This window comes from Weissella minor (assembly GCF_001437425.1).
Classification (GTDB): Bacteria; Bacillota; Bacilli; order Lactobacillales; family Lactobacillaceae; genus Weissella; species Weissella minor.
The window spans coordinates 124,018-149,076 of sequence record NZ_JQCD01000021.1 but is presented as its reverse complement, the minus strand read 5'-3'; the positions used below and the strand labels follow the sequence as shown (position 1 = coordinate 149,076).

Genomic DNA, 25,059 nt, shown 5'->3' with positions numbered 1-25,059 from the left:
ACGAATTTAATAGATACATTTTCGGAGGATATAATGGATAACATTCGCGAATACTTTCAGTTTAAAGAGTTAAACACGAACTTTAGAACCGAAATCGTTGCCGGATTAACAACGTTCGTCTCAATGGCGTATATTTTGTTCTTAAACCCCACTGTGTTGGGAGCTGCTGGTATGGACAAAGGCGCCGTTTTCACGGCCACTGCGTTAGCTAGTGCCATCGCCACAATCTTCATGGGGGTGGTTGCCCGCTATCCCATCGGGATTGCCCCTGGCCTAGGTGTTAATGCTTTCTTTGCCTACTCAGTTGTCATCGGGATGGGCATCCCTTGGGAAACAGCCATCGCTGGTGTTCTGGTTGCCGCTTTAATTTTCTTATTGCTTAGCCTATTCAAAATTCGTGAAATTATCATTGATATGATTCCCGAAGATTTAAAAATTGCGATTGCCGCTGGAATTGGTATGTTTATCGCTTTTCTTGGTTTGGTTAATGCCGGTATCATCGCTAAAAACGATGCAACCTTAGTTGGTATTGGTAGTCTTGGTGCTCCAACAACCCTTTTGGCAATCTTTGGTGTGATTGTAACGTTTGTCCTAATGGCACGTAAAACACCCGCTGCTATTTTTATCGGTATGATCTTAACAACTATTGTTGGAATGGTATTTGGCTTAATTGACATGCCCCACCAACTTATTTCAACTGCACCTTCGCTCGAGCCAACTTTTGGTGTTGCGATTGCCCATTTGGGCGATATCAATTCATTGCAACTTTGGATTGTTGTACTAACATTCTTGATTGTTACTTTCTTTGATACCGCCGGAACCATGATTGGTTTGGCAACTCAAGCTGGATTTATGAAAGACAACAAGATGCCACGTGCCGGTAGTGCTTTGATGGCCGATGCCATTGGTATGACGACTGGTGCGGTACTTGGAACATCACCTACATCAGCCTATGTTGAATCATCCGCTGGAATGGCCGTTGGAGGTCGTAGTGGAATCTCAGCCGTTACTACCGGAGTCCTCTTCATCTTCGCACTTCTTTTCTCACCGCTTCTAACAGTGGTGACACCTGAAGTGACAGCTCCGGCTTTGATTGTTGTTGGTGTATTAATGGCATCAAACTTACGTGATATTAATTGGGATGATTTCGCCATTGCCGCGCCTGCCTTCTTGATTATCATCGGTATGCCCCTTACCTATTCAATCTCAGATGGAATTGCATTAGGTTTCATCGTTTATCCAATTACCATGATGGCCACTAAGCGTGCTAAACAAGTACAACCACTGATGTACGTCTTAGCAATCATCTTCTTACTATTCTTATATCTAACAATGCATTAAAATCTAAATAAAAACGCCCCCAAGGACCACAAACCGGTCTTTGGGGGCTATTTGCATGGCTAGAGATACGCCATTAAAAAACACACTTCCAATAGAAGTGTGTTTTTTAAAATGATGATTGACCCTTTAAATCTTTCTCCGCAAATTCTTCTTGTAACGCCGTTTGTTCTTGGCGATACGTTTGCGTTGTCCGCTCTTGGATTCCTGGCTCAACCGCATCTAAGGCATCACCTAAAATCGTCATTGCTTGATTATAATCAAACTCATTCTCATAGTAATAACGCGCTTGTTGCGTCGCTTCTACAATCTGTGGATCATCTGGATAATTTTGCGCTTTACGCACCAATCGCTCTGTTACGGCTGCTGCTTCAAGCATTTGTTCAGTATCTTCATTAAGTGAATCTAAATCAGTATTCACAATGGCCAATTGTCGCTCAACATCGTCAACATTTACTCGTGGTGCATCTAATTGTTGTTCAGAACGCCCAAGCTCATCTGACACGGTATAGAAATCAGATTGATATTTAGCAGATAAACCACTAAGGCCTTGACGCTCAACCCGACGTTGAATTTGACGCATTTTATTCTTCAAATAAATCAAGCGACTCTTAAGGTGTTGATGACGAACTGGTAGTTCAGCAAATTCTTGCCACAAGTCTTGTTGTTCCGTTTCAATGCGCACTAACTCTTCACGCATCTCATCTTGTGGTTCAATGACCTGTGAGAAAACGACTGCATTTTGCTCAATCGCATCATGTAGATCATTCAAGCCACGTTCAACATTTGACAATTGTAAGTGCCAGCTTCGAACTTGCCCATCTTCATCTTTTGCAAAAATATAATCTTGTGTCAAACGGTCTAATTCAATATTTAAATCATGATTGAGCAATTTATTTTGACGTAGACCTTCAGTTAATTCCTGACTGTTTTGTGCAACCGTCTGAGATGCATGCATTTCAGTTTCTAAAGTTGCATATAGATTTTCAATTTTTTCACGTAGGACATCGATTTGTTCTGACACTTTTTTCAAAGTTAAATCAGCAAGCGCCTGCAAAGCCTCTTGGCGTTCCTGCTCTAGCCCATCCAACTCCGCAGCAATATCCCGATCGAATTTAAATCCATCATCATTTAATCGATTATAAGTTGCATTCAATTCAATCAATTGCTCATGAATGGTTGTATCCAATGTTTCAAACAAATCCGGAATTTGATCAATGCGTTGTTCCAGTTGTGTCGTTTCCATCCCTAATGATTCATAAATATCTGCTGCCGCTGCATGATCACCACGTTCAGTTAAACGTGCAAATTCAGCAAAATCATCTTCTAGTGAACTAAGCACATCTTCCAATTTATCAATCGCTGGTCCGAATTGAAAACTTTCTGACAACAAAATTTTTCGTAAGTTTTGGTATTCGCTTTCCAAATCTTTAACAGCTTGCTTATGCGCTGTATCTAATTGTTTGAGGTCGTCTAACCCTTGATTAACAATATCAATCGTTGTTTTAGCATCTCGCACTTGTTGCTGTAGTTGCTTTAACGACTGAGCGGCTTTAACAAAGTTAATCCCTTGCGAGTCATACAATACTTGATTCGCTTGTTCTTCAATGTCATCAAAACCATGTTTTTCTAACTGCTCATATTTTCGCTCTAAAATTTCAAATTGTTGTAACGACTGGCCCGTTAAACTCAATTGACGTCCTTCAACAATGCGATCGCGCATTGGAATTTCCATCAATTCGTTTTTTTCTTGCTTTAATTTAGCAACCTTACGCGCAGTTAACCGTTGTGAAATAAAGATAATGAGGTAAATCGCAGCAGAGACGACAATTAGACCGATTACAATATGTCCAATTTGATTCATTACACATCATCCTGGCAATTGCCTTCAATTACCAAACTCCTTTTATCCCAGATTTATAATTATTTATAGCCTATCATGCTCTTTCATTAAATGGGGAATTTTATCAAGGTTTTTAGCTTTACTTGGGGTTCTTTACTTTTTTTTAATTGATTGCAAACCTGTTACAGATGTCACTGCATCATAGACAACAAAAAAAGCATGACATTTCTGTCATGCTTTTTTTGTAAACCGCTAAAACGATAAATTTTAAAATTATCCCAAACGGTTGTAGTATTCAACGATTAGTGATTCGTTGTAATCGTGATCCAATTCTGAACGTTCAGGGAAACGAACAAGTGATCCCTTCATTTCATCGCGATTGAATTCAACGAATGGCAAAGTACCAGCTTGACCATCCAATGAAGCTTGGATGTAAACGTTGTTTTGTGACTTTTCACGAACAGTGATTTCTTGTCCAACAGCAACTTCGTATGAAGGAATATCCACACGCTTACCATCAACCAAAATGTGACCGTGGTTTACAAGTTGACGCGCTTGTTGGCGAGTTGAAGCCAATCCCAAACGGTAAACAATGTTGTCCAAACGACGTTCCAACAAGATCATGAAGTTATCACCGTGAGTACCCTTACGGATACGTCCGGCCTTGTTGAACAAGTTGTGGAATTGCTTTTCAGTCAATCCGTAAGTAAAACGAACCTTTTGCTTTTCAGCCAATTGTAGACCATAGTCAGATGGCTTTGAACGACGGCCTTGACCGTGATCACCAGGTGCATAGCTACGACGAGCAAGTTCTTTTCCTGTACCTGACAATGAAACGCCTAGACGACGTGACAAACGGTACTTAGGACCAGTATAACGTGACATATTAAATGTCCTCCAGAATTTTAATTTTTGTTGAATTCTAGAGAATTAACTCACATTCGGCAATTTGCCCACACCTTCACCACTGCAGCGCGGCTACTAGTAATGTTCTCTACTCAACGGTAGGTCGGCAAATTGTTGACGAGCTGCGGTTAATCCGCTGCAGTTTTCAACAGTGTTTTAATAATAACAAAAAAGACTGCTATAAGCAAGAAATTTCTCTGCTAATGGCAATCTTTTCGTTGAGTTTAACGATCGAGGTAGAATTCGAAACGTGATCCCACATATTGTGTCCGCACATATTCAAACGGCTCTTGCTTTTGGTCAAAAGTAATTTGACGCAAAACAAGGACTGGATCATTACGCTTGATTTGCAATAAATCAGCCACTCGCTCAGTAACAGCTGCTGCTGTAACCGTTTGCTGCGCGTGCGACACACGTAAACCACGTTCTTCTAACAATGTTTTATAAAGTGAATTCGACAAAGTCTCACGTTGCAGACCTTCAACGAGTTCAGCTGGAATCGACGCAACCTCATAGGCAATTGGCTCGCCATCCCCGTAACGGACACGTTCCATCCGTAAAACTTGCTGCCCTGCGTCTAAGTTCAAACGCTTTTGTTCTGACGTTGAGGCCGAGCTCAAATGATAACTGACGGTCTTTGATGTTGCCGTTTTACCTGACGCTGCCATCATTTCAGTAAATGACACGACCCCATTTAATTGTTCTTGCACCTTAGGCTCAGATACAAAAGTTCCTGAACCAACACGTCGATCAAGCACACCTTCATCCACTAACAACATAATTGCCTGGCGTAAAGTCATACGCGAAACATCAAATTGTTCGGCCAATTCACGTTCAGCTGGAATCTTATCTCCAGGCTTCCAGCGACCGGCATCAATTGCTTCGCGAATTTCATCGTGAATTTTAATATATACTGGCGCCTTCATGTTTCCTCCTACTTTGGAGCATCAGCTTTCGTAAAGTGACGTCCAACACTATAAGTATCTGTCAATTGATTTAAATCATGGGTAAAGACATTTAAGTCAGCATCTTTCCCAACTTCTAAAGTTCCCTTTTGCGTCAATCCAAACGCTTCGGCTTGGTTGACAGAAGCCATTTGAACGGCTTCTTCAATGCTAGCACCCGTAAAGTTCATCACATTACGGAAGGCATCATCAAATTCAAGCACAGAACCAGCAAGCGCTCCATTTTCAAGGCGGGCTTGTTTGTCTTTAACCCAAACTTTTTGTCCACCAAGTTCAGATTCACCATCACCCAAACCTTTAGCACGCATTGAGTCTGTAATTAAGTCAATCCGCTTAGCTGATTTTACTTGATAAGCTAATTTAACCATATCTGGCGCCACATGGTAACCATCAACGATCAATTCACCATGAATATTTTGTTCGAGCATTGCATGTCCAGTTACGCCAGCCTCACGATGGTGCATGGGACGTTGTGCGTTATACAAATGGGTGACACGACTTGCTCTAACTTGGTCTTTTAAGAATTCACGGGTTGCATCTGAATGACCAATTGATCCTTGGATATTATTTTGCAATAAATAATCTTCAAATTCAGTCAAATTTTCAGCTCGTTCAGGGGCATACGTAATCAAGCGTACGCGATTACCTGATAATTCATTCCATTTTTGAACCAATTCAACAGATGGCGCAATCATGTATTGTTCTGGTTGAGCACCTTTATAATGTGGATTTACAAATGGACCTTCCAAATGAACCCCTTTAATCGCTGGTTCTTTTTGAGCGGCCTCATTAATCGCAACCATGGCTTGACTGATGCTATCAACTGATTGGGTCATCGTCGTTGGGAAAATTGTTGTGATTCCTTCACTTAATTGTCCCTGTACCATCTTCAACAAATCATCAACATTACCATCCATTGTATCAAACCCATAAGCACCATGGGTATGTGTGTCAATAAATCCTGGTACAATGATTTTTTGTTCGACATGCTCAACTTCATCTCCAGCGGCAGGCTGATATGTTGCCATTGGTCCCATTGCTTGAATGGTCTTATTGAAGCGAATATAACCATCTTCAATCACTGGCAAATCCTGATTACCGGTGTAAATTGTCGCATGAATTAGTACTTTACTCATAATTTCCCCCTATCAAATCTGCATCACAACTTTGTTCTCTTTCTATTATAGATGGTCTAGTCCAATTTTTCCAGTAAAATAAAAAAGAGTGACGATTTTCATCACCACGCTTATTGTTTACCATGCTTGAATTGTTTTCAAAACACCATCATGATTATTATCAAAGGCCGCATGTTTGAATTCTTTTTGTTCCAATAAAAAGGCATTTCCATTTGGCATCACATAGCCAGTATGGGCATGTTGTAGCATCTCATAGTCATTCATACCATCACCAAAGGCTACCAAATGATCATTGGTTGTCCCAAGGGCTGCCACTAACTTATCCAAAGCCATTGCCTTATTGACACCTGCTGGCAAAATATCAACAGTTCCATAACCTGAGGTTGTCGCAAACAAAGGTAAACCAGATTGGTTAATGGCTTCCATGACTTGATAGCCGTCCTCATGGTTTCCAGGCCAACGACCAGTCACGGTGCTTACGGGCGTCTTAACTTCTGCTAAACTCTTAATTTCATCCACGCCATCGTATAGTGAACTCATAAAAGCATAAGATTCAGGTTCAATCTCACCCATGCCATCCACAAGGTACATGGCATCATCGGTATATGTCCGTAAACCGCCAGTCGGTAAAAGACCGCTTTGTTCAATAAAATGTTGTAATTCAACCAATGTTTCAGGTGCAATCATTGAACGCATTTCTGGTAGACCCAATGGTCGGACAACAGCACCATTACTTGAGACAACATCAATGCGATCGACAAAATCTGAAAAGACTTTTTCAACCCACTTCAATTCACGTCCAGTCGCAATAACAAAGCGATTTCCTGCTGCTTCCCAATCAGTTAGAACTTCATCAAAAAGCTTGGCATTAAAATGCTTATTATCATCTAAAAATGTGCCATCCAAATCCGTCACAATAAATTCCATGCTGCTTACCTCATCCATTAGTTTATACTCTAATTGTACAAAAAAATCCCCTTTATCACAAAGGGGATTCCTATCGATAGCTCATCAGGGAGTCGAACCCTGGATGCCGGTGTGAAAAACCGGAGTCTTAACCGCTTGACCAATGAGCCAAAATTGTAGTTGCTTTAACAACAAAAACTATAATATCAGATATATAGAGTTCATGCAACTACTTTTTTAAAATTAATTATTTTTTTCACTGACATTGCGGGCGGTTTGAATGGCAGCCTTAATACTAGCAGTAAATTCGCTTGCCGCAAGCGCATCTAAGCCCGCCTTGGCTGCACTATCTGTGGGCGCGGCCGCTTGTTCAACCATTTTTGGACTTTCCTGCATTTTTTTCATACGGGTAGCCGTTCCAAAAAGGGTTTGCTCAACCATCCAGACTGCTCGTTCAATATCGATGTCGTTTTCAATGGCTGCATGCGCCAATACATCTGCAAATGATGCGACATAAGCTGGTCCGGCACTTGCCAAGGCACTTACAGCACCGAATTGATGCTCAGCGTACTCGTCAGCACGACCAAGCTCAAGGAACAACATTGCAATCGCTCCCTTCACTTCTTCATCAATATCACTTTCAAACGCTAAGCCTGTATACCCTTCACGAACTGCGACATTAATGTTTGGCAAGGCACGTGTAATCATCAATTTTTCGCCCAACAATTGATGCAAAGTTTCAAAATCAACACCATCAACGACTGAAGTGACAATCACACTGGGCTTAACCATCGCAGCCATTTGTAATTGTGGTGCTAACGCACGTAAACCTGTTTCAGGTACCGCCAAAATGACGATATCCGAATCTTGCCATAACTCCAATACTGAACGTCGGGCTTCAATCCCAAAGGCGTCCGCCACTTTTGTTGCCTGATTTTTTGAATAGACGAGTTGTTCAATTTCCGAATTACCCGTCCACCCTTTAATCATCGCTTGTGCGATTTGACCTGATCCAACAAATCCAATTGTTAACATGTTTATCTCCTTATTTGTAAGAAAAAAGAAGTTCAGCTTTTGACTAAACTTCTTTCACATTTTACCTTATTCAAATCCTTGGCGATTAGAAAGTGAGAACGATTGATTATGATAACGCATCGACATTATCAAACCAATTCCAATCATATTTCCAATAATCGCCGAACCACCTTGTGAAATAAATGGTAGTGGAATTCCGGTCAACGGTACCAAACCAATTGACATCCCAATGTTTTCAAAGATGTGGAAAAGCAACATCATCACAACCCCAGCTGAAATATAAGCATAGAACTGATTTGATGTATCATACACAACTTGGAAGATTTGGTAAATCAATAAGAAGTACAAAATCAACACCACAATACTACCGATAAAGCCAAAGTTTTCACCAATCACAGCAAAAATCATATCAGACTCACGCACTGGCACATCAACGTGTGACACGTTAAAGCCAGTTCCGGCTAAACCACCAGATCCAATCGCTTTAATCGACTGCCACAATTGATAACCGGCATTTGATGTATCTCCTTGCGGATTCAACCATGAATCAACACGATCGAATTGATACGCTTCAAAACCAACTTGTTCTAACAGATGACGACCCCACGTTTGGGTAACCAATAGTAATGTGACACTGGCCACAATTGTTCCGACCACTAAAATTGGCCCTAAAATTTTCCAAGAAATCCCAGATACGATTACCATTCCAAAGACAATGGCCAAAAAGACTAACATTGTTCCAAAATCATGTTGTAACAAAACCAATATAACAACCGGAATCGTCCAAGCAATGATTTTTGCCAACAACTTCCAATCTGACTCCATCGTATGAATTGGATTATCAAAATTATGTTTTGCAATAACACGTGCCAACATCACAATAAAAGCTGGTTTCATCACTTCGGAAGGTTGGAATGTGACCGGCCCTAAAGCAAACCATGATTTTCCACCAGTCTGGGCTTCGTATGCACGACTATAAAAGAAGAGCACACCAATCATGAGAATCACACCAATTCCGAAAATATAAGGGGACAGTCGCCATAACTGCTCTGAGTCAAATTGCATAATGAAAATGACAATGCCAACCCCTAGCATGTAATAGATGAATTGCATGATGACCATACGTGAAACATTAATTCCCGTCCCATCATGGGTTGCTGCCACATAAATCGATGCCAGTCCAATAATAGCTAACATCATGACCACAAACACAATTGACCAGTCGATTTCACCCTTTGAACTAAAAAATCGTTTAAACATCAGATCACCTCTAATGGTGCAAATTGTATTCAGCAATCAGCATTGACACACCTGTATCAAAATCAGGGGCCTTTGCTGAACGCTTGTCAGCATATTCAATTGTTACCGCATCGTCTTGTTCAATAATATGACCTAAGACAACTTTATTAACTTTAACTTCTGATCGATTATCAATCGGATCACTAATCTCAACTGAGATTGCTTTATTTTTTTTCGACATGTGTCCCCCTTTAGGCACCCTTCGTGATATGTTCAAGTAACTCCCCAGCACCCTTCGCCACATTATCTAATGGACTATCTGAAATCATAACTGGTACTTGCAATTCATCCGCTAGGTACTTATCCATACCATGTAACAGCGCACCACCACCAGTCAAAACAATGCCACGATCAATAATATCGGCTGAAAGTTCTGGTTGCAATTCAGAAAGCACATGGTGCGCTGACTTAGCAACATGGGCAATTGAATCATGGATTGCTGCTTCAATAACGTTTTCATCTAAAGTGATGGTACGTGGCATTCCTGAGAATGTATCACGACCACGGACTTCCATTTCCTTAGGTTCATCAACTGGAATTGCTGTTCCTAATTGGATTTTCACCGTTTCAGCGGTACGTTCCCCAACTTGCAAACCAAATTCGCGCTTAATGTAGTTAGCAATATCTGCATTCAAGCGATCACCAGCAAAGCGAATTGATTCACTACGCACAATATCACCAAGTGAAAGCACCGCAATATCTGATGTTCCACCACCCATGTCAATCACCATTGAGGCGATTGGTGAGAAAATATTCAAACCAGCCCCAACAGCGGCAACCTTTGGTTCATATTCAAGATAAACAGTGCCACCACCTGATTTTTCAGCGGCTTCAATAATCGCTTTACGTTCAATTTCAGTAATATTAGTAGGTGCACAAACCATCACATTCGGACGACTCATAACCCCTTTGGCATTTAATTTTGACATGAAATATGACAACATTGCTTCAGTCATATCAAAATCTGAAATCACACCATCCTTCAAAGGACGTACAGCGCGGATATTTCCAGGCGTACGTCCAACCATCTTGTACGCATCGGTTCCGACTGCTAAGACCTTTTCCTTTTGGGTATCAATTGCCACAACGGATGGTTCATTAAGTACAATCCCTTCGCCTTCAACATAGATCAGGACGTTTGCCGTACCTAAATCAATTCCAATTGTTTTAGCCATGTTTTCACCTCTTCATAAACAGACTATCTGTTTTTAATTTTAATATTCTATCATATTAGTATACAACAAATTTGATTTAATTTGCTTGTTGTTTCTGTTCCAGTGTAAAATTGATTTAGAGAAAATACAATTCACAGAGGATAATTTATATGAAACTTTCAATTCAACAAATTGCCGATGCTTTGCATGCACCGATTCAAAACGAACAAAACGTCACGGTCACGACCACCAGTTTTGATTCACGTCAAGCTAAGCCTGACAGTTTATTTGTACCGCTTGTTGCTGACAATGATGGACACGCCTATATCGATAGCGCCGTTCAAAATGGTGCCACTGCTGCCCTTTGGCAAAAAGACCACACCCCCTATCCAACTGAAATTCCGTTGATTTTAGTCGATGATACACTGACTGCGTTCCAAGCGGTTGCTGAATTCTATCTCCATAAAGTTGCACCTAAAGTTGTCGCAATTTCAGGTTCAAATGGTAAAACAACCACAAAAGATTTAATTGCCGCAATTGGTGCCACAAAGTTTAAAACTTTAAAGACACCTGAAAACTTCAACAATGAAATTGGCGTGCCAACAACGATTTTAGCCATGGATGATGATACAGAACTCTTGGTCTTAGAACTAGGGATGGATCATCCGGGTGATTTAAACAAACTATCAACGATGGTCCAACCTGATATTGCTGTACTGACAATGATTGGTGAGGCCCACATCGAATTCTTTAAGACCCGTGGTCGCATCGCTGATGGTAAAATGCAAATTACAGACGGCTTCAAGTCAGATAGCACCTTGGTTTATAACGGGGACGAACCTTTATTAATCGAACGTGTTGGTGCCAAAGACAATTTGCACAGTGTCCGTTTTGGCCTTAATTCAGAAAATGATTTGTTCGCATCTGACATTGAAATGACGCCAACCAAGGCAACTTTCACAACTAATACTAGCAATCAAAGCTTTACTATCCCATTAACCGGATGCTATAACGTTGCCAATGCTTTGTCAGCAATTAGTGTTGGGCATCTATTAGGCATTGATGACGCCAAAATGGCTGATGCCTTAATCAATGCACCAATTACTGCTAACCGTACCCAATGGTTGAATGGTCGTTTTGGTGGTCAGATTCTATCTGATGTTTATAACTCAAATCCAACCGCAGCTAAAGAAGTTCTGCAATCTTTCAGCACTGTCCCAACTGATGGTAAGCGCATTGCCGTTTTGGGTGATATGCTTCAACTAGGAACAGCTGCACCTGAACTACACGCTAGTTTAGCACCAGACTTAGATCCCGAAAAGATTCAACAGGTTTATTTGGTCGGTGAACTCATGGAAGCCTTAGCTGATGCCTTAGCAACAAAATATCCAGCTGATCAAGTCCATCTCTATCCATCAAATGCTTTAGATGACTTAACATCAGCGCTTCAAGCCCAATTGACAGCCGATGACATCTTGCTCCTAAAGGGATCACATGGGATTCATTTAGAAAACGTTGTTGAAAAACTTATTGATTAAATACTAAACAGCCATATTTTAATGGCTGTTTTTATTTGGCCGTATTGCCATTTGACGCTTGGTTTACAAGTTGCTAGACTTAGCTATATTAATTAGGTAAGGAGTATATCGTCACATGTCAAAACAAGAAGTCAATCCTGAGACGGAACCTGATGTTACCGTCCGCCCCGAAAGCAAGCCTGAACAAAAGGTAATCGTCACTGAACTAACACGTCGTTTCTTAGTTGGTGCCGGAATTGTATCCATTGTTCTTGGAATTTTAGCTTTTATTTTTCCAGAAAACACATTAACCTCAATGACGCCCTTATTCGCAATTTTTTCAATTTTCATTGCCGTTATTGATTTAATGCTTTTTTCTAAAAGCACTTACTTGCGCGGTGCATTCTTGATGAGTGCACTCCTTAGTACCGTTTTAGGTCTCATCTTTTTATTCCGTCAAGATGTTACGAAGGACTTTTCAAGCCTTATCTTCGGTTTTTGGATTCTCTTCAATGCAACAAGTATGCTCGCACAAAGTTGGTCACCTGAGTTATTACGTAATTGGCAACGTCTAATTACACTTGCCCTTGGTGCGGTTGGTCTGGGAATGGGGCTTTACCTAACATTGGTTTCAGACATTCCAGCAAGTACAATGACGACTTTAATCGGTATCTTTTCAGATATCTTAGGAATCTTCTTCCTCTTCATTGCCCTCTTTAGTCCACGTCATAAAAATTAAAACAAAAACACGCAATTCAATGAATTGCGTGTTTTTTTAATCTTCAACTGATTTTGCTGGGGTGCGCTTTTTGTTATACAAATAATATGCTAACCAAGCAACTGCCACCAAGGCCACAATAATCACAACGACAATCTTGAAATCATCAGCCCAAACAATCACTTGCTTCCAAGCCTGTCCAGCGTAGTGTCCCAAAACAATTAAGACTGTGTTCCAGATTCCAGCTCCCGCCAAACTATATAACATAAAGGTACCAAATGGCATTTTTGTCATTCCAGCTGGTACTGAAATCAAGCTACGGACAACCGGTACAAAGCGCCCCAGAAAGACTGCTAAACGCCCATGCTTCGTAAAGTGATATTCTGCTTTTTCAAAATCTTTTAAACGCAAATGTAACATCCGTCCCAGACGACTATTCACTAGTTGTTCAAGACGGTCCATGTCCAAAAACGTTCCAACCCAATATAAGACAGCTGCTCCAATTCCGGCCCCCACTGTTGCAGCAATAATTGCACCAACAATCGTCAATTGTGAGCTAGTCGTCAAAAATCCAGCAAAAGTTAAAATTAACTCAGATGGTATTGGCGGAAATATATTTTCAATCGCAATCAACAGCGCAATGGCTAGATATCCAAATTGATTTATCGCAGTTTCAATAAACTGTTCCATCAGTCCCTCATTTCTACGCGTATCACGTCGTTACACCCTACTCGTTCATATGCGATGCAACATTCATTATTTTCTAAGTATTTATTTGACCATATCAAACCTTAGTCAAACTTAAAGCAAACTTTTTCAAAAAATACAGCGTTTGTGAAATATAAAACAAAAAAACTGTTTGCAGCTAATGCCGGCAAACAGTTTTTTAATATAGATGAATGATGCTTATTTTGTCAAAATGTCCTTTGAGATAACGTCCAAGTTTTCGTCCAAATCATAAACGATTGGTTGTCCGTTAGCAATTTCAAGACCCATGATGTCTTCATCAGAAATCTTTTCAATGTGCTTAGCAAGGGCACGCAATGAGTTACCGTGGGCAGCAATAATCACGTTCTTACCAGCAGCCAAGTCCTTTGAAATTGTCTCGTTCCAGTATGGCAAGACACGTTCCAAAGTAACCTTCAAGTTTTCACCCAATGGTAGTTCACCTTCAGGAACATCAGCATAACGACGGTCGAATGAAGCGTAAGTTTCACCTTCAACAGTCACTGTTTCGTCATGACCTTCCAACAATGGTGGCAAAACATCGTATGAACGACGCCATTGGTGAACTTGGTCATCTCCCCACTTTTCAGCAGCATCGGCCTTGTTCAAACCTTGCAAAGCACCGTAATTACGTTCGTTCAAACGCCATGACTTTGCTTCTGGAATCCAAAGTTGTCCATCTTCTTCCAAAACCAAGTGCAATGTTTGAATGGCACGTGTCAAAACTGATGTATAAGCTTGATCAAATTGAATTCCTGATTCAGCCAATAGTTGTCCTGCTTCTTGTGCTTGTTCAACTCCAACTGGGCTCAACTTTGTGTCAACCCAACCATTAAACAAGTTCTTTGCATTCCATTCACTTTGTCCGTGACGAACCATAACTAATTTAGACATGACAATACCTCTTTTTTATTTTATTTCCCTATAGTATAACAAATTTTTCACAATTGCGCATTCGTGCGCCAAAAAATCTTTCAAATTATTTTAATTGATCAATTTGACCATCTTTAATGGTAAAGCCTGATGAATGTAGTGGACCGGCATTTTCTGGCGCCAATTGCATCAAAATATCATGAATCGCTAATGGCGCTTCACCAAAACCAGTTGCAATTAAATCTGTTTTTCCTGGATAACCTGCGATATCCCCGACTGCATATAAACCAGGCACCGTCGTTTCCATCGTGCGTGCCACAACACAGTGTTGCCGTTCAATCTTTGGGTGACTTGTCCAAGCCTCAACTAACTGTGCGTCAGAACGAAAGCCATAACTGACAATTAAATCATCAACAACAACGGAATCCGTTGCGTCAGCTCCCATCAGCTGCACCACTAATTTTTCATCAACTCGTTCAATTTCACTGATGCTAAATGGCGTTAACATGCGTACATTAGATGTCGCAAGTTGATCCAAGGTATATGCCATCGCACGGAAATTATCACGCCGATGCGTTAGATATACCTGGTTGGCAATGGGTTCCAATGCCAAGGCTTGGTCAACCGCTGAATCACCGCCACCCGCAACAAGCACATCGCGTCCGGCGAACTTTTGTAAATCATCAGCAACATAATAAACGCCATCCCCTTCATACGCTGCCCCTAAATCATTCGGTAGCCGCTTTGGTTCAAACGCACCACGCCCAATCGCTAAGATAACTTTTTGCGCCGTAAGCTCACCTTGATCGGTCACCAAAGTAAATTGCGCATCGGCCTCATCATAACGTACATCGGTCACGGTTGTATTAAATTTAAAATGTGGCGCTAATTGGGCGGCTTGTTGGTACAACTGTTGCGTTAATTGCTGCCCATCAATTGAAACAAAACCAGGAATATCCAACAATTCTTTTTGTGGATATAAATGTGCCACTTGGCCCCCACTACTACTCAAACTATCCACCACAGTTACATCCAAGCCCCGTAAACGCGCATAAAATGCGGCATATAAGCCAACCGGTCCAGCCCCAATAATCGCTACCTGTGTATCTGACATCGTCATTCCCCCTTATGAAAAAACCACTCTATTAAAAGAGTGGCTTAAACTTAGACATTTCGATCAAAAGTTGGTGTAAATTCGTCCATATCAACATCGAAGTCTTCAAGCATAATCAAGTTGAAGTCAGATCCTTCATCCCCGGCATTTTCTTCAAACACCTTAGTGAATTCTGATTCCAAAGCCGTTGCAGCTTCACGATTATCACTATCAACTACCACCAAATATGAACCTTGTTCGCCTTGGCTCAACCAAAGCAAGTAAAGGCGGTTAATCACATCACTGTGATCATCAGCTAAACTAACAATTTCATATTGCAATGGACCAGGGGCAATGCTTTCAGCAGAACTGACTTGCATTTCACCATCATTCTTGAGCGCTTCAAGAACATTCGCCAAATAAGCCATATTACCAAGTGAGATTGGCATCCCATCTTCAGTGAATTGGTTCAAAACCAATCCACCCATTGGCTTCTCACCTGATTCGTCAAAGACCATTGGCAAATACTCTTCAATTGTCATTGGGTAAGGGTAGACAGGTAATTCAGCTTCCCATTCGCCACCTTCATTATAGTTTTCCATATCTGTAAAGACAGGGAAGACCATTTCACCGGCTTCGTTTTCCAAAGTCACGATGCGCAATTCTGTCCCTTCAGGAACCAATAGTGAACCATCTTCTTGTGGTTCTGGTTCTTGAGTAAAGCTAACTGGCGCAATAAATTGTGCGTTTAGCAAGGCTTGCGTATATTGTGCTTCTGTATCTTCATTTTGATTCTCGCGTAAGGTATGCAATGCCTTAATCAAGTCATCATTTCTAATATCCAATTCCAAAATCTTCACTCTCCTATTTGTATAGCTTATGTCTATTGTACTATATGAACAATAAATGTTTCTTGAACAAATCCACGGACACCATTATAAATTCGGCGTGCGCGTGACTCCCGATTAGCAACGGCAAACACAGTCGGTCCAGTCCCAGACATTTGTGCAACCTGAGCCCCAAATTTGTGCATTTTTTGCTTCAATTTAATAATCTCAGGATAACGAGCGGCTGTGACAGGTTCCAATACATTAAACATTTCTTGATAAGCTTGATCCATATTCCCTTGTTCCAAACTCGTCATCAATTCGTTCATATCGCCATGTTTCAAAGCATCATAATCAACTTGCTTCAAAATTTTAGGTGTCGATACACTGACCGCCGGCTTGGAAACAACCAACCATAGTGATGGTAGTTTCGCAGCCATCGGCTCAACAATCTCACCCCGTCCAGTCACTCGCGCAGGTCGACTGTACACACAAAATGGTACATCCGCATCAATGGCTAGTCCCATTTTCGCCAGTTCAGCCTCAGCCAAGTTCAACTGCCACATTTTATTTAAACCACGAAGCACCGCCGCTGCATCAGATGATCCACCACCCAATCCAGCCGCAACCGGAATTTTTTTATCAATATGAATATCAATTCCTTCTTGCCGCTTCGCGTATTGTCGCATTAACAACGCCGCTTGATAGGCCAGGTTTTTTTCATTTAACGGTAACACCCCACTCGTTGATTCGACATGAATGTCCTGATGATCATGAGTTGTTTTAATGGTTACCGAATCAGCTAAATCAATGGGCACCATAAACATGTCCCATTCCTGTTGTCCATCGCGATGTAAATACGGGGTATCCAAGCTGAGATTTAGTTTGGCATATGCGCGTTCCAAAATTTCCATCAAACATCCCCCATTCGCTTTTAGTATTAAAAATATTATAACAAATCTACGACAAAATAGGGGAATCCATAGGCGCCGTCGCATATTCTTGCTATAATATGCCTAGTTATCAGCCAAAAATTCATAAAGGATATTGACTACATGCGCTATTTATACATGTTATTAGGATTAATTTTATTTTCAATTGGCACCGTTGCCATTTGGATTCCGGGCTTACCAACGACTGGTTTTTACTTCTTTGCGGCCCTTTGTTTTGCCAAATCATCACCACGCCTGCACGCTTGGTTACTCGCAAACAAATATTATCAACGCTATGTTGAAGAAGGCGTTTACCAACGTAAACTCAGTCAAAAGCAACGCATTGGTATTTACATTATGTCAGCTGCTTTTATGGCGATCCCCTTTTTCACCGTTCCAAAGCTATGGTTACGTTTAACACTGATTGCCTGTTCAGCAGCGCAAATCATCAGTATGGAAGGTTTCTATCGCGGTTATCTTTTTAACAATTGGTTTAGAGATCATAAGCCAGTTGCTCAAGTTGAAGAATTTGAATCCTCACAAGATGCTTTAGAACAAGAATAAAAAAGGCGCACATGCTCAATGTGCGTCTTTTCTTATGCTTTAAAAAGTGATCACCGTACGCGGATTATTCCCTGCATCCCAAGCCTGATTAATTTGGGCAACATCAAAAGTTTGAACAGGTACTGTTAAATCATATCGTTGAGCTAATTGATAAACGTGTTCAATGGCATCTTGCAAATCTTCAGCATCGACTGACTGTAATCCAGACCCCATCAACTCAATTTTAGATGCACGTAAGACACTTGCAGGCAATTGAATAGTTGTACCCGCCATTGACCCAATTTGAACAAAGCGGACAGTATGACTACCTGCCGTCTTTTTTGCTAAAACGTCTAATAAGATTTCAGCACTAGCGCCATACAAATAGTCCAAAACCACGTCAACCGAACTGGCTACTGCCCCAATACTTTGCGCATAAGCGGCGCGGTCCTCAGTTTGCTCTAAATCTAAACCTTCTGAAGCAATCATCACATCTGCGCCTGTTTGTGCCAGCGCAGCTCCGCGACGACCAGTCACAATAACTTTCCCAGCACCTAATAAGCGGGCGATGTTAACCGCTAATGTCCCCGCAACACCAGTTGCCCCATTAATTAGCACAGTCTCACCTGGCTTAACATGCGCGCGGTAAACCAAAGCTGCAACTGAACTCATCCCAGGGTTTGCTAAAGCCGCTGCCTGCTTTAAGTCTAAACCATTTGGTAATTCAAGCACGCGCTCTAATGGCACCACCACTTGTTCCGCCAAAGTTCCACCATCCACGGGTTGATCAAAATAAACTGGCGTCCCGTCTGCTAATTCCCCAACACCATCCAAGCCAACTGTCTTGGGATAGTGTGCATCTGATGAATAATGCTGGCCTTGCGCCACACGCTTTGCCAAATTAGACAAAGCCACTGCTTTAACATTGATTAAGACTTGATCAGCATCTACCGTTGCTGGTGCCGGAATATCGGTCAACACTGGCTGACCACCTGCTTCATTAATTTGAATTGCTCGCATTTTATAAACTCCTTATTATCATTTAATGTTTTATCTGCTTAAAATGTAACACTTTGCAATAAAAAAACAAGACATCCAATCAAATTCTAGGCCCTGTGAAGCTGATGCATTTTATCATACATAAAAAAATTCACATATTACAAAAAAAGCAAGCCACGATGGCTTGCTTTTAACTTTAATCTTTATGTTCAATTTCTTCCACAATTTTCTCGTGAATTGCTTCAACTTCAGCCTTTAATGGCTCTTCAAAGTGAATGGGGTGTACACCAACATTCATTAAAATCGCCACAGCCATACCAATAAATGTATCAATTACTCGCGCTACAGCGTAGAGATAGTCTCCATCCGCAGGAATGGTAAAGCAAATCATCAAAAATGCGGCTGATGCCCCAATAATACCGCTATTATTATTAATAGCATCATTGGTCGCAATTAACATCATCAATAAGACCGGCAAGACCAATATCTGGACCCAATAAGCATGATTGGTTGCCATGAGCGAAAGTGAATAAACCATCGCAAAAGCCCCACCGAAAGCATTCGCAATCACACGTGATTTACCAAATTGAATCGTCGTTTCAAAATCTTGTCGTAAAGAAAACACAGCTGAAAGACATGCAATCATTGGATTTCCACGGTCTAACAGTAGAAAAATGATGACCAAAATCATCACTGAAATCCCTGTTTTCAGGGTTCGAAGACCAAATCTAAATTGTAACTGCGGGGTTTGCATAGACACTAAGCTCCTTCATTAAATTTTTCAGTTTGTCGATAACCTTTATAAATTAATAAGGCCAGTGCCACAACAGTCAAGAAGACAAGGGCAGCCCCACTATCAAACAACGCCGTATAACCATGCTGTTCGATGACAATCCCACCTAACAATGGTCCAATGGCACGACCAACTGAAGGTGCGGCAGCCACTAGCCCTTGGTAACGACCCTTCAAATTATCAGGCGTCAATTCATTCACTAAGGCCGGAATCATTGGAAAGGCAGTTACTTCACCCAAAGTTGTTACGACCATCGCCAACGCAAAACCGGCAAAACTAGTTGCGTGTGGCAAAACTAAGAACGCAACTCCAAACATGGCCATACCACCAAAAATTTGCACCCACATTGCTTTTGAACTTTCAGTTAGTTTAAAGGCGTTCATCCCCAATTGAATCACCGCAATCAACAATCCGTTAATTGACCACAATAATGAGTATTGCCAGAGTGGTAATTTCAAATCTTGCGTCATATAGACTGATAAGTTACCTTGCCACTGTGCATATGCAATCCACAAGACAACCAAACCGATAATTACACTATACACCAAACGACGATTCCAGCGTGGTAATGTACTCGTCTGTTCCCCATCTTTATACGTTGAAAAACTGGCATCAATTTTGAAATTACGTCGCACAATCACTAATAGCCCAATATACAAGACCACCGCTAAGCCAAAGAGCCACGCAATTCCAAAGGGATAAATAATCCCCAATAAGGCCGTTCCCAAAACCATTCCAAAATTATTGGTAAAGTACAACATATTAAACACAAAACGGCCATCACGACTACGAACTAATGTCCCATAACCATTGATTAACGCCATAATCCAACCATTTAACAACGACGCAATAATCAGGTTAATCACATAACTAGGCCAGCCATGAAAGAAAATCAAGATTACTTGAATCGCAATCATGGCCCCAGTCCCAAACAGGATTAAGCGATATGGTTCAAAACGATCAAATAAACGCCCACTAATAATTGAACCAAATGCCTGTCCAGATGCAATTAATAACATGACCCATCCGACAACAACCAATGACTGTTGTAAACTTGTATTCACATAAACTGTCACGATTGGCCAAATCAAACCAAACGCAAAATTATTAATCAGTGACGCGATTAATAACCACTTAAGGACCATGCCTTGTTTTTGTTGCTGCATTCCAATTGCCCCCTTGCAATTAAAGAATCAGTCAACCATCACCGATTGACTGATTCCTTTATATTTTTTATCCAAAACCATTACCATCATCACGATATTCAATGTTTGAAAACTTATTATAAGATTTCACGAATAATAGACGGGCCGTTCCACGTGCACCGGAACGGTTCTTTTCAATAATGACTTCAATTTCACCCACATCCTGTTGTTCTTCATCACGTGGATCTTGTGGACTATCATCATCTTCATTTTCACGATAATAATCATCACGATATAAGAACGCCACAATGTCCGCGTCTTGCTCAATTGATCCAGATTCACGAATATCAGACAACATCGGACGCTTGTCTTGACGCTGTTCCACACTACGTGATAACTGTGATAGCGCAATCACGGGTGTATCCAATTCCATCGCCATTTTCTTAATCGAACGTGAAATTGCCGACACTTCTTGCTGACGCCCTTCAGAACCACTACCTTCAATCAACTGCAAGTAGTCAATAATCACTAGCCCAATTTGGCCTTCTTTTTTCTGTAAACGACGCAACTTTGAACGGATTTCATTCACCTTAATTCCAGGTGTATCGTCAATAAAAATCTTAGTCTTTGACAATGAACCCATTGCCACGGCTAAACTATTCCATTCTTCAGGGTCTAAACTACCTGTACGCATGTGTTGGGAATTAATATTTCCTTCCGCTGCTAACATACGGTTAACCAAAGCTGTGTCCGGCATTTCCAAAGAAAAAATAACAACTGGGAGCCCTGGGTCAGCCACTGCGACACGCTGCGCAATATTCAAAACGAAAGCAGTCTTACCAACGGCGGGACGCGCAGCCACAATAATCATTTCACCACCGTGGAAGCCAGTCGTTAAATTATCTAAGGCCGGATATCCCGTTGCTAATCCGGTCACTTGGTCATCAGTTCCTGAATTGGCTTCGATTTGTTCAAACGAACGCGTCACGACTTCAGCAATGTCCTTAAAATCAGTCGTCTTTTCACCCGCATTGATTGAATCCAATTTCGTACTAATATCTGAAACCAATTCTTCAATGTCAGTTGCGCCAGTATATGAACCTTGCGTACCTTCTTGTAAAGTATCAATCAATTCACGACGAAGTGACTTCTCCTTCACAATCCGTGCATAATACATGGCATTTCCGGCCACTGGCACACTGGTTGCCAATTCCGTTAAATAAGCCATCCCGCCAACATTTTCAACCTGATTATTCTTTTCTAGTTCATCAGTAATCGTCAAAACGTCAATGGCACGTTGTGATTCATCTAAGCTTAAAATAGCGCGATAAATTAGTTGATGGGCTGTCCGAAAGAAATCTTCTGGTACCAAAACCGTTGACACTTGTGCCACTAAATCTGTTGGATCAGTCGACAATAGGATTGACCCTAATACCGCTTGTTCAGCACTAATATCTTGTGGTGCACTAATCGCCACATTCTGATTATTGTCTGGCATGGGCTCACCTCTTTCTAAATTATCTCAAGTTGGACATTCCCAAACTTGGCATTGTTTTTTATGTATCCCAATTGTCCTTAAACATATCCTTCAGTCTAAGCTAAAATTGGCTATTTGACAAATCATAATTGCCATTTTATACAGAATAAACGTTTAAGTTGAAACCTTTCAATTCAACTACAAAAAAACGCCGTTACAAGAACGGCGTTTTCTTTTTTAAATTTACTTTTCAGCCACGTGAACGCGTAATGTTGCTTCAACGTCTTTGTGTAATTTAATCTTGATGTTTGTGTAACCCAAGGCACGGATAGGTTCTTTCATATCCATCTTGCGCTTATCCAACTTAAGACCAAGTTGTGATTGTGCAGCTTCAACAACTTGCTTTGATGATACGGCACCAAACAAACGACCATCATTTCCAGCCTTAGCTGTTAATTCAAGAACTGATGCATCATCTTCAAGCTTTGCTTTCAAATCTTCTGCAGCAGCTTTTTCTTCTGCAGCATCACGCGCTTCAGCCTTCTTCTTGGCATTGCTTACGGCAACATTCTTTTTAGTTGCAGGCTCTGCTTTATGATTCTTAATCAAAAAGTTGTTTGCGTATCCATCAGGAACATCCTTAATGTCGCCCTTCTTACCACGGCCCTTAACATCTTCCAAAAAAATAACTTTCATGTTGTGTGCTCCTTTATTCTTCAGTCTCCGCTTGCTCATCTAAAATGGCTTGCAGTTGTGCATGCGCTTGGTCAGTCGTGATTTCCTTCAATTGCGTTGCCGCATTACTCAAATGGCCACCACCACCCATTTGTTCCATCACAATCTGCACATTTTCCGTTCCATCAGAACGGGCAGAAATCGCAATTGTTTCTTCATCACGACGTGTAATGACAAATGAACGCTTTACATCTATTAATTGTAACAAACTATCGGCTGCTTGTGCGGCCACAACGGGATCATAAGTCATTGTATCTTCGCCGACAACAATGGCCACCCCATTATTCACCTTAACCTGTTCAATCAAGCGTGAACGGTCACGGGTCGCTTCCACAGATTCCTTCATCAAATCTTGAATCAAAGTCCCATCGGCACCCACTGAACGTAGATAACTCGCCGCATCAAAGGTACGCGTTCCTGTCCGCAATGTAAATGACTTAGTATCAACTTGAATTCCAGCCAACATTGCTGTCGCTTCGACACGGGTCAAACCACGGGCACGATTATTCGGTTGATATTCAAATAATTCAGAAACCAATTCAGAACTTGAAGAGGCATATGATTCAACATACACCAATTGTGGCTCTTCAGGGAATTCTTCACCACGACGGTGATGATCAATCACAATCACACGTTCACGTAAACGTTGATAGACTGGCTCTGATTCCGTAATTGATGGCTTTGAATGGTCAACCATAATCAATAGACTATGTTCAGTCGCTTGATTCAAAACTTCATCGGGCATAATCACGGCATTTTCATTACGGGATTCACCTGACAGCTCAACTAACAATTTCTTGATATCTGAATGCGCAGGTTGCGTGGTGTCATACACGACCCATGATGGCTTGTCATGCATTTGGGCAATGCGTCGCACCCCAAGTGCGGCTCCAAATGAGTCCATATCAGGTTTTGAATGTCCCATGATAAAGACTTGATCAGCTTGTGAAATCAAATCACTTAAGGCTTGTGAAATCACACGGGCACGCACACGCGTACGCTTAACCATCGGATTAGTATTACCACCATAGAAACGGGCTTCCCCATCTTCAGCCTTCACAACAACCTGATCACCACCACGGCCCAAAGCCAAGTCCAGATTAGATTGGGCATTTTCAGCGAGACGATTAATTGATAATTCGTGATAAGCAATTCCAATACTTAGCGTCAATGGCATATTTTGGGCTGAAGTTGCTTCACGAATGTCATCCAAAATACTGAATTTATCACTTTCGGCTTGCTTCAAACCTTCATCATAACCAATAATCATGAAACGATCGACGGCCGTTCGACGTGTATAGATTTGATGGGCGTCCATCCAATTGGTAAATGAACGCGTCAAAAATGTACGCAAAGTCGAAGCATTCGCATCGCTCATACTTTCCGTTACTTCATCATAGTTATCGACTGATACCAAACCAATAAACAAACGATGATCTTCGTAATTCTGCTTAATGGCTTCATTCTCAGTAACATCATACAAATAAATGACTTGAATATCAGTTTGGACGGTCACTTCAAAATAGCGATCCTTAAAAGCTAAACGCGTCTTATGCGTTGTTACCTCATCTTCACCTTCATTCGTTTCGGCTGACTCTATCGCTGTTTCAACAGCTTGCTCCATAGCTTCACAGACATCGGCTAAATTTTGACCAATAATAATTTCATCACCTAACAATGACTGCATATAGGGATTGACCCAATTGATGGCATGATTTTCATTATACAAAATCAAAGCAACCGGCATTTGTAGGGCTGATTCTTCACCACTACGTTTAATGCGATATGATAAATTCGTTAAATAATGGGCGGTATCCTCACTCATTTCACGTAAGGTTTTGAAAATAAACATCAAGGCAATGAAGACCAAAACTAGCCAGATGACACCAATTAACCAACTCATATTAAACGCCAAAATTGTTCCCAATAGAGCGATCAGCGAAACGAGGATTGCAATCCAACCAATGCCGCGGGTTTGAAACAGCTTTGGCATGCTTAATTTTTTCTGCTCTTGTTTCACTAATTGGTTCTCCTTAATAAAATCTTTAATATTAATAGACATTATAGCATGTTTAAAGCTTAAATTAAAATATTTTAAC

Annotated in this window: 24 protein-coding genes and 1 tRNA gene; 4 read left to right on the top strand and 21 right to left on the bottom strand. The window is 41.1% G+C overall.

Annotated elements, in window-relative coordinates; translation table 11 throughout:
• Window positions 1-33: 33 nt before the first annotated feature.
• Window positions 34-1,341: an NCS2 family permease gene (locus IV67_RS03105; protein WP_057787010.1), complete on the top strand. Its 1,308-nt coding sequence runs from the start codon at window positions 34-36 to the stop codon at window positions 1,339-1,341.
• A 106-nt stretch (window positions 1,342-1,447) separates the two neighbouring features.
• Here IV67_RS03105 and IV67_RS03100 read toward each other — a convergent pair whose 3' ends face one another.
• The 10 genes from IV67_RS03100 to mreB form a co-directional block, all read right to left on the bottom strand.
• Window positions 1,448-3,202, bottom strand: coding sequence for a septation ring formation regulator EzrA (locus IV67_RS03100; protein WP_057787008.1), 1,755 nt, complete (start codon window positions 3,200-3,202; stop codon window positions 1,448-1,450).
• A gap of 252 nt (window positions 3,203-3,454) precedes the next feature.
• The gene (gene rpsD, locus IV67_RS03095) at window positions 3,455-4,066 is read right to left on the bottom strand and encodes a 30S ribosomal protein S4 (RefSeq protein WP_057787006.1); all 612 of its coding nucleotides are present in this window, start codon (window positions 4,064-4,066) and stop codon (window positions 3,455-3,457) included.
• 245 nt (window positions 4,067-4,311) lie between these two features.
• Window positions 4,312-5,013: a GntR family transcriptional regulator gene (locus tag IV67_RS03090; protein ID WP_057787004.1), complete on the bottom strand. Its 702-nt coding sequence runs from the start codon at window positions 5,011-5,013 to the stop codon at window positions 4,312-4,314.
• 8 nt (window positions 5,014-5,021) lie between these two features.
• Window positions 5,022-6,188, bottom strand: a complete 1,167-nt coding sequence (gene nagA, locus IV67_RS03085) for an N-acetylglucosamine-6-phosphate deacetylase (RefSeq protein ID WP_057787002.1) — start codon at window positions 6,186-6,188, stop codon at window positions 5,022-5,024.
• A gap of 117 nt (window positions 6,189-6,305) precedes the next feature.
• Window positions 6,306-7,115, bottom strand: coding sequence for an HAD-IIB family hydrolase (locus IV67_RS03080; protein WP_057787001.1), 810 nt, complete (start codon window positions 7,113-7,115; stop codon window positions 6,306-6,308).
• Between the two features lie 77 nt (window positions 7,116-7,192).
• Window positions 7,193-7,264: transfer RNA gene (locus tag IV67_RS03075), tRNA-Glu, on the bottom strand.
• Window positions 7,265-7,337: 73 nt separating this feature from the next.
• Window positions 7,338-8,135 (bottom strand): pyrroline-5-carboxylate reductase family protein, encoded by a 798-nt coding sequence (locus IV67_RS03070; RefSeq protein WP_337250196.1) that lies wholly within the window; start codon window positions 8,133-8,135, stop codon window positions 7,338-7,340.
• 60 nt (window positions 8,136-8,195) lie between these two features.
• Entirely contained in the window at window positions 8,196-9,389 is a 1,194-nt protein-coding gene (locus IV67_RS03065; RefSeq protein WP_057786997.1) for an FtsW/RodA/SpoVE family cell cycle protein, read from the bottom strand.
• A 10-nt stretch (window positions 9,390-9,399) separates the two neighbouring features.
• On the bottom strand, window positions 9,400-9,609 hold the full coding sequence (locus tag IV67_RS03060) for a DUF2969 family protein (RefSeq protein ID WP_057786995.1): 210 nt from the start codon (window positions 9,607-9,609) through the stop codon (window positions 9,400-9,402).
• 10 nt (window positions 9,610-9,619) lie between these two features.
• Window positions 9,620-10,603: a rod shape-determining protein gene (gene mreB / locus IV67_RS03055; protein WP_057786993.1), complete on the bottom strand. Its 984-nt coding sequence runs from the start codon at window positions 10,601-10,603 to the stop codon at window positions 9,620-9,622.
• Window positions 10,604-10,752: 149 nt separating this feature from the next.
• Here mreB and IV67_RS03050 point away from each other — a divergent pair, with 149 nt between their 5' ends.
• Both IV67_RS03050 and IV67_RS03045 read left to right on the top strand, forming a co-directional pair.
• Window positions 10,753-12,120 (top strand): UDP-N-acetylmuramoyl-tripeptide--D-alanyl-D-alanine ligase, encoded by a 1,368-nt coding sequence (locus tag IV67_RS03050; RefSeq protein ID WP_057786991.1) that lies wholly within the window; start codon window positions 10,753-10,755, stop codon window positions 12,118-12,120.
• Between the two features lie 115 nt (window positions 12,121-12,235).
• Window positions 12,236-12,838, top strand: coding sequence for an HdeD family acid-resistance protein (locus IV67_RS03045; RefSeq protein WP_057786989.1), 603 nt, complete (start codon window positions 12,236-12,238; stop codon window positions 12,836-12,838).
• 36 nt (window positions 12,839-12,874) lie between these two features.
• Here IV67_RS03045 and IV67_RS03040 read toward each other — a convergent pair whose 3' ends face one another.
• From IV67_RS03040 to ispE, 5 genes are all read right to left on the bottom strand, one after another.
• The gene (locus IV67_RS03040; RefSeq protein WP_057786987.1) at window positions 12,875-13,507 is read right to left on the bottom strand and encodes a DedA family protein; all 633 of its coding nucleotides are present in this window, start codon (window positions 13,505-13,507) and stop codon (window positions 12,875-12,877) included.
• Window positions 13,508-13,723: 216 nt separating this feature from the next.
• Entirely contained in the window at window positions 13,724-14,437 is a 714-nt protein-coding gene (gene gpmA / locus IV67_RS03035) for a 2,3-diphosphoglycerate-dependent phosphoglycerate mutase (RefSeq protein WP_057786985.1), read from the bottom strand.
• Between the two features lie 85 nt (window positions 14,438-14,522).
• On the bottom strand, window positions 14,523-15,530 hold the full coding sequence (locus IV67_RS03030) for an NAD(P)/FAD-dependent oxidoreductase (protein ID WP_057786983.1): 1,008 nt from the start codon (window positions 15,528-15,530) through the stop codon (window positions 14,523-14,525).
• Window positions 15,531-15,580: 50 nt separating this feature from the next.
• Window positions 15,581-16,360: an SseB family protein gene (locus IV67_RS03025; protein ID WP_057786981.1), complete on the bottom strand. Its 780-nt coding sequence runs from the start codon at window positions 16,358-16,360 to the stop codon at window positions 15,581-15,583.
• 32 nt (window positions 16,361-16,392) lie between these two features.
• Window positions 16,393-17,250: a 4-(cytidine 5'-diphospho)-2-C-methyl-D-erythritol kinase gene (ispE, locus tag IV67_RS03020; protein WP_057786979.1), complete on the bottom strand. Its 858-nt coding sequence runs from the start codon at window positions 17,248-17,250 to the stop codon at window positions 16,393-16,395.
• A 141-nt stretch (window positions 17,251-17,391) separates the two neighbouring features.
• Here ispE and IV67_RS03015 point away from each other — a divergent pair, with 141 nt between their 5' ends.
• Window positions 17,392-17,832 carry a YbaN family protein gene (locus IV67_RS03015; RefSeq protein WP_057786977.1) on the top strand — a complete coding sequence of 147 codons (441 nt, stop codon included), beginning with the start codon at window positions 17,392-17,394 and terminating at the stop codon, window positions 17,830-17,832.
• Window positions 17,833-17,871: 39 nt separating this feature from the next.
• On the opposite strand, the gene IV67_RS03010 is transcribed toward IV67_RS03015, so the two are convergent.
• The 6 genes from IV67_RS03010 to IV67_RS02985 all read right to left on the bottom strand — a co-directional run bounded on the left by IV67_RS03010 (window position 17,872) and on the right by IV67_RS02985 (window position 24,953).
• Window positions 17,872-18,831, bottom strand: coding sequence for a quinone oxidoreductase family protein (locus tag IV67_RS03010; RefSeq protein WP_057786975.1), 960 nt, complete (start codon window positions 18,829-18,831; stop codon window positions 17,872-17,874).
• A 175-nt stretch (window positions 18,832-19,006) separates the two neighbouring features.
• Window positions 19,007-19,564 carry an FUSC family protein gene (locus IV67_RS03005; RefSeq protein ID WP_057786973.1) on the bottom strand — a complete coding sequence of 186 codons (558 nt, stop codon included), beginning with the start codon at window positions 19,562-19,564 and terminating at the stop codon, window positions 19,007-19,009.
• Window positions 19,565-19,569: 5 nt separating this feature from the next.
• A complete protein-coding gene (locus tag IV67_RS03000; RefSeq protein ID WP_057786971.1) occupies window positions 19,570-20,769 on the bottom strand; it encodes an MDR family MFS transporter in 1,200 nt (399 codons plus the stop codon).
• Between the two features lie 67 nt (window positions 20,770-20,836).
• A complete protein-coding gene (dnaB, locus tag IV67_RS02995) occupies window positions 20,837-22,246 on the bottom strand; it encodes a replicative DNA helicase (RefSeq protein ID WP_057786969.1) in 1,410 nt (469 codons plus the stop codon).
• A 222-nt stretch (window positions 22,247-22,468) separates the two neighbouring features.
• Window positions 22,469-22,921: a 50S ribosomal protein L9 gene (gene rplI, locus IV67_RS02990; RefSeq protein ID WP_057786967.1), complete on the bottom strand. Its 453-nt coding sequence runs from the start codon at window positions 22,919-22,921 to the stop codon at window positions 22,469-22,471.
• A 13-nt stretch (window positions 22,922-22,934) separates the two neighbouring features.
• Window positions 22,935-24,953, bottom strand: coding sequence for a DHH family phosphoesterase (locus IV67_RS02985; protein ID WP_057787042.1), 2,019 nt, complete (start codon window positions 24,951-24,953; stop codon window positions 22,935-22,937).
• Window positions 24,954-25,059 lie beyond the last annotated feature (106 nt).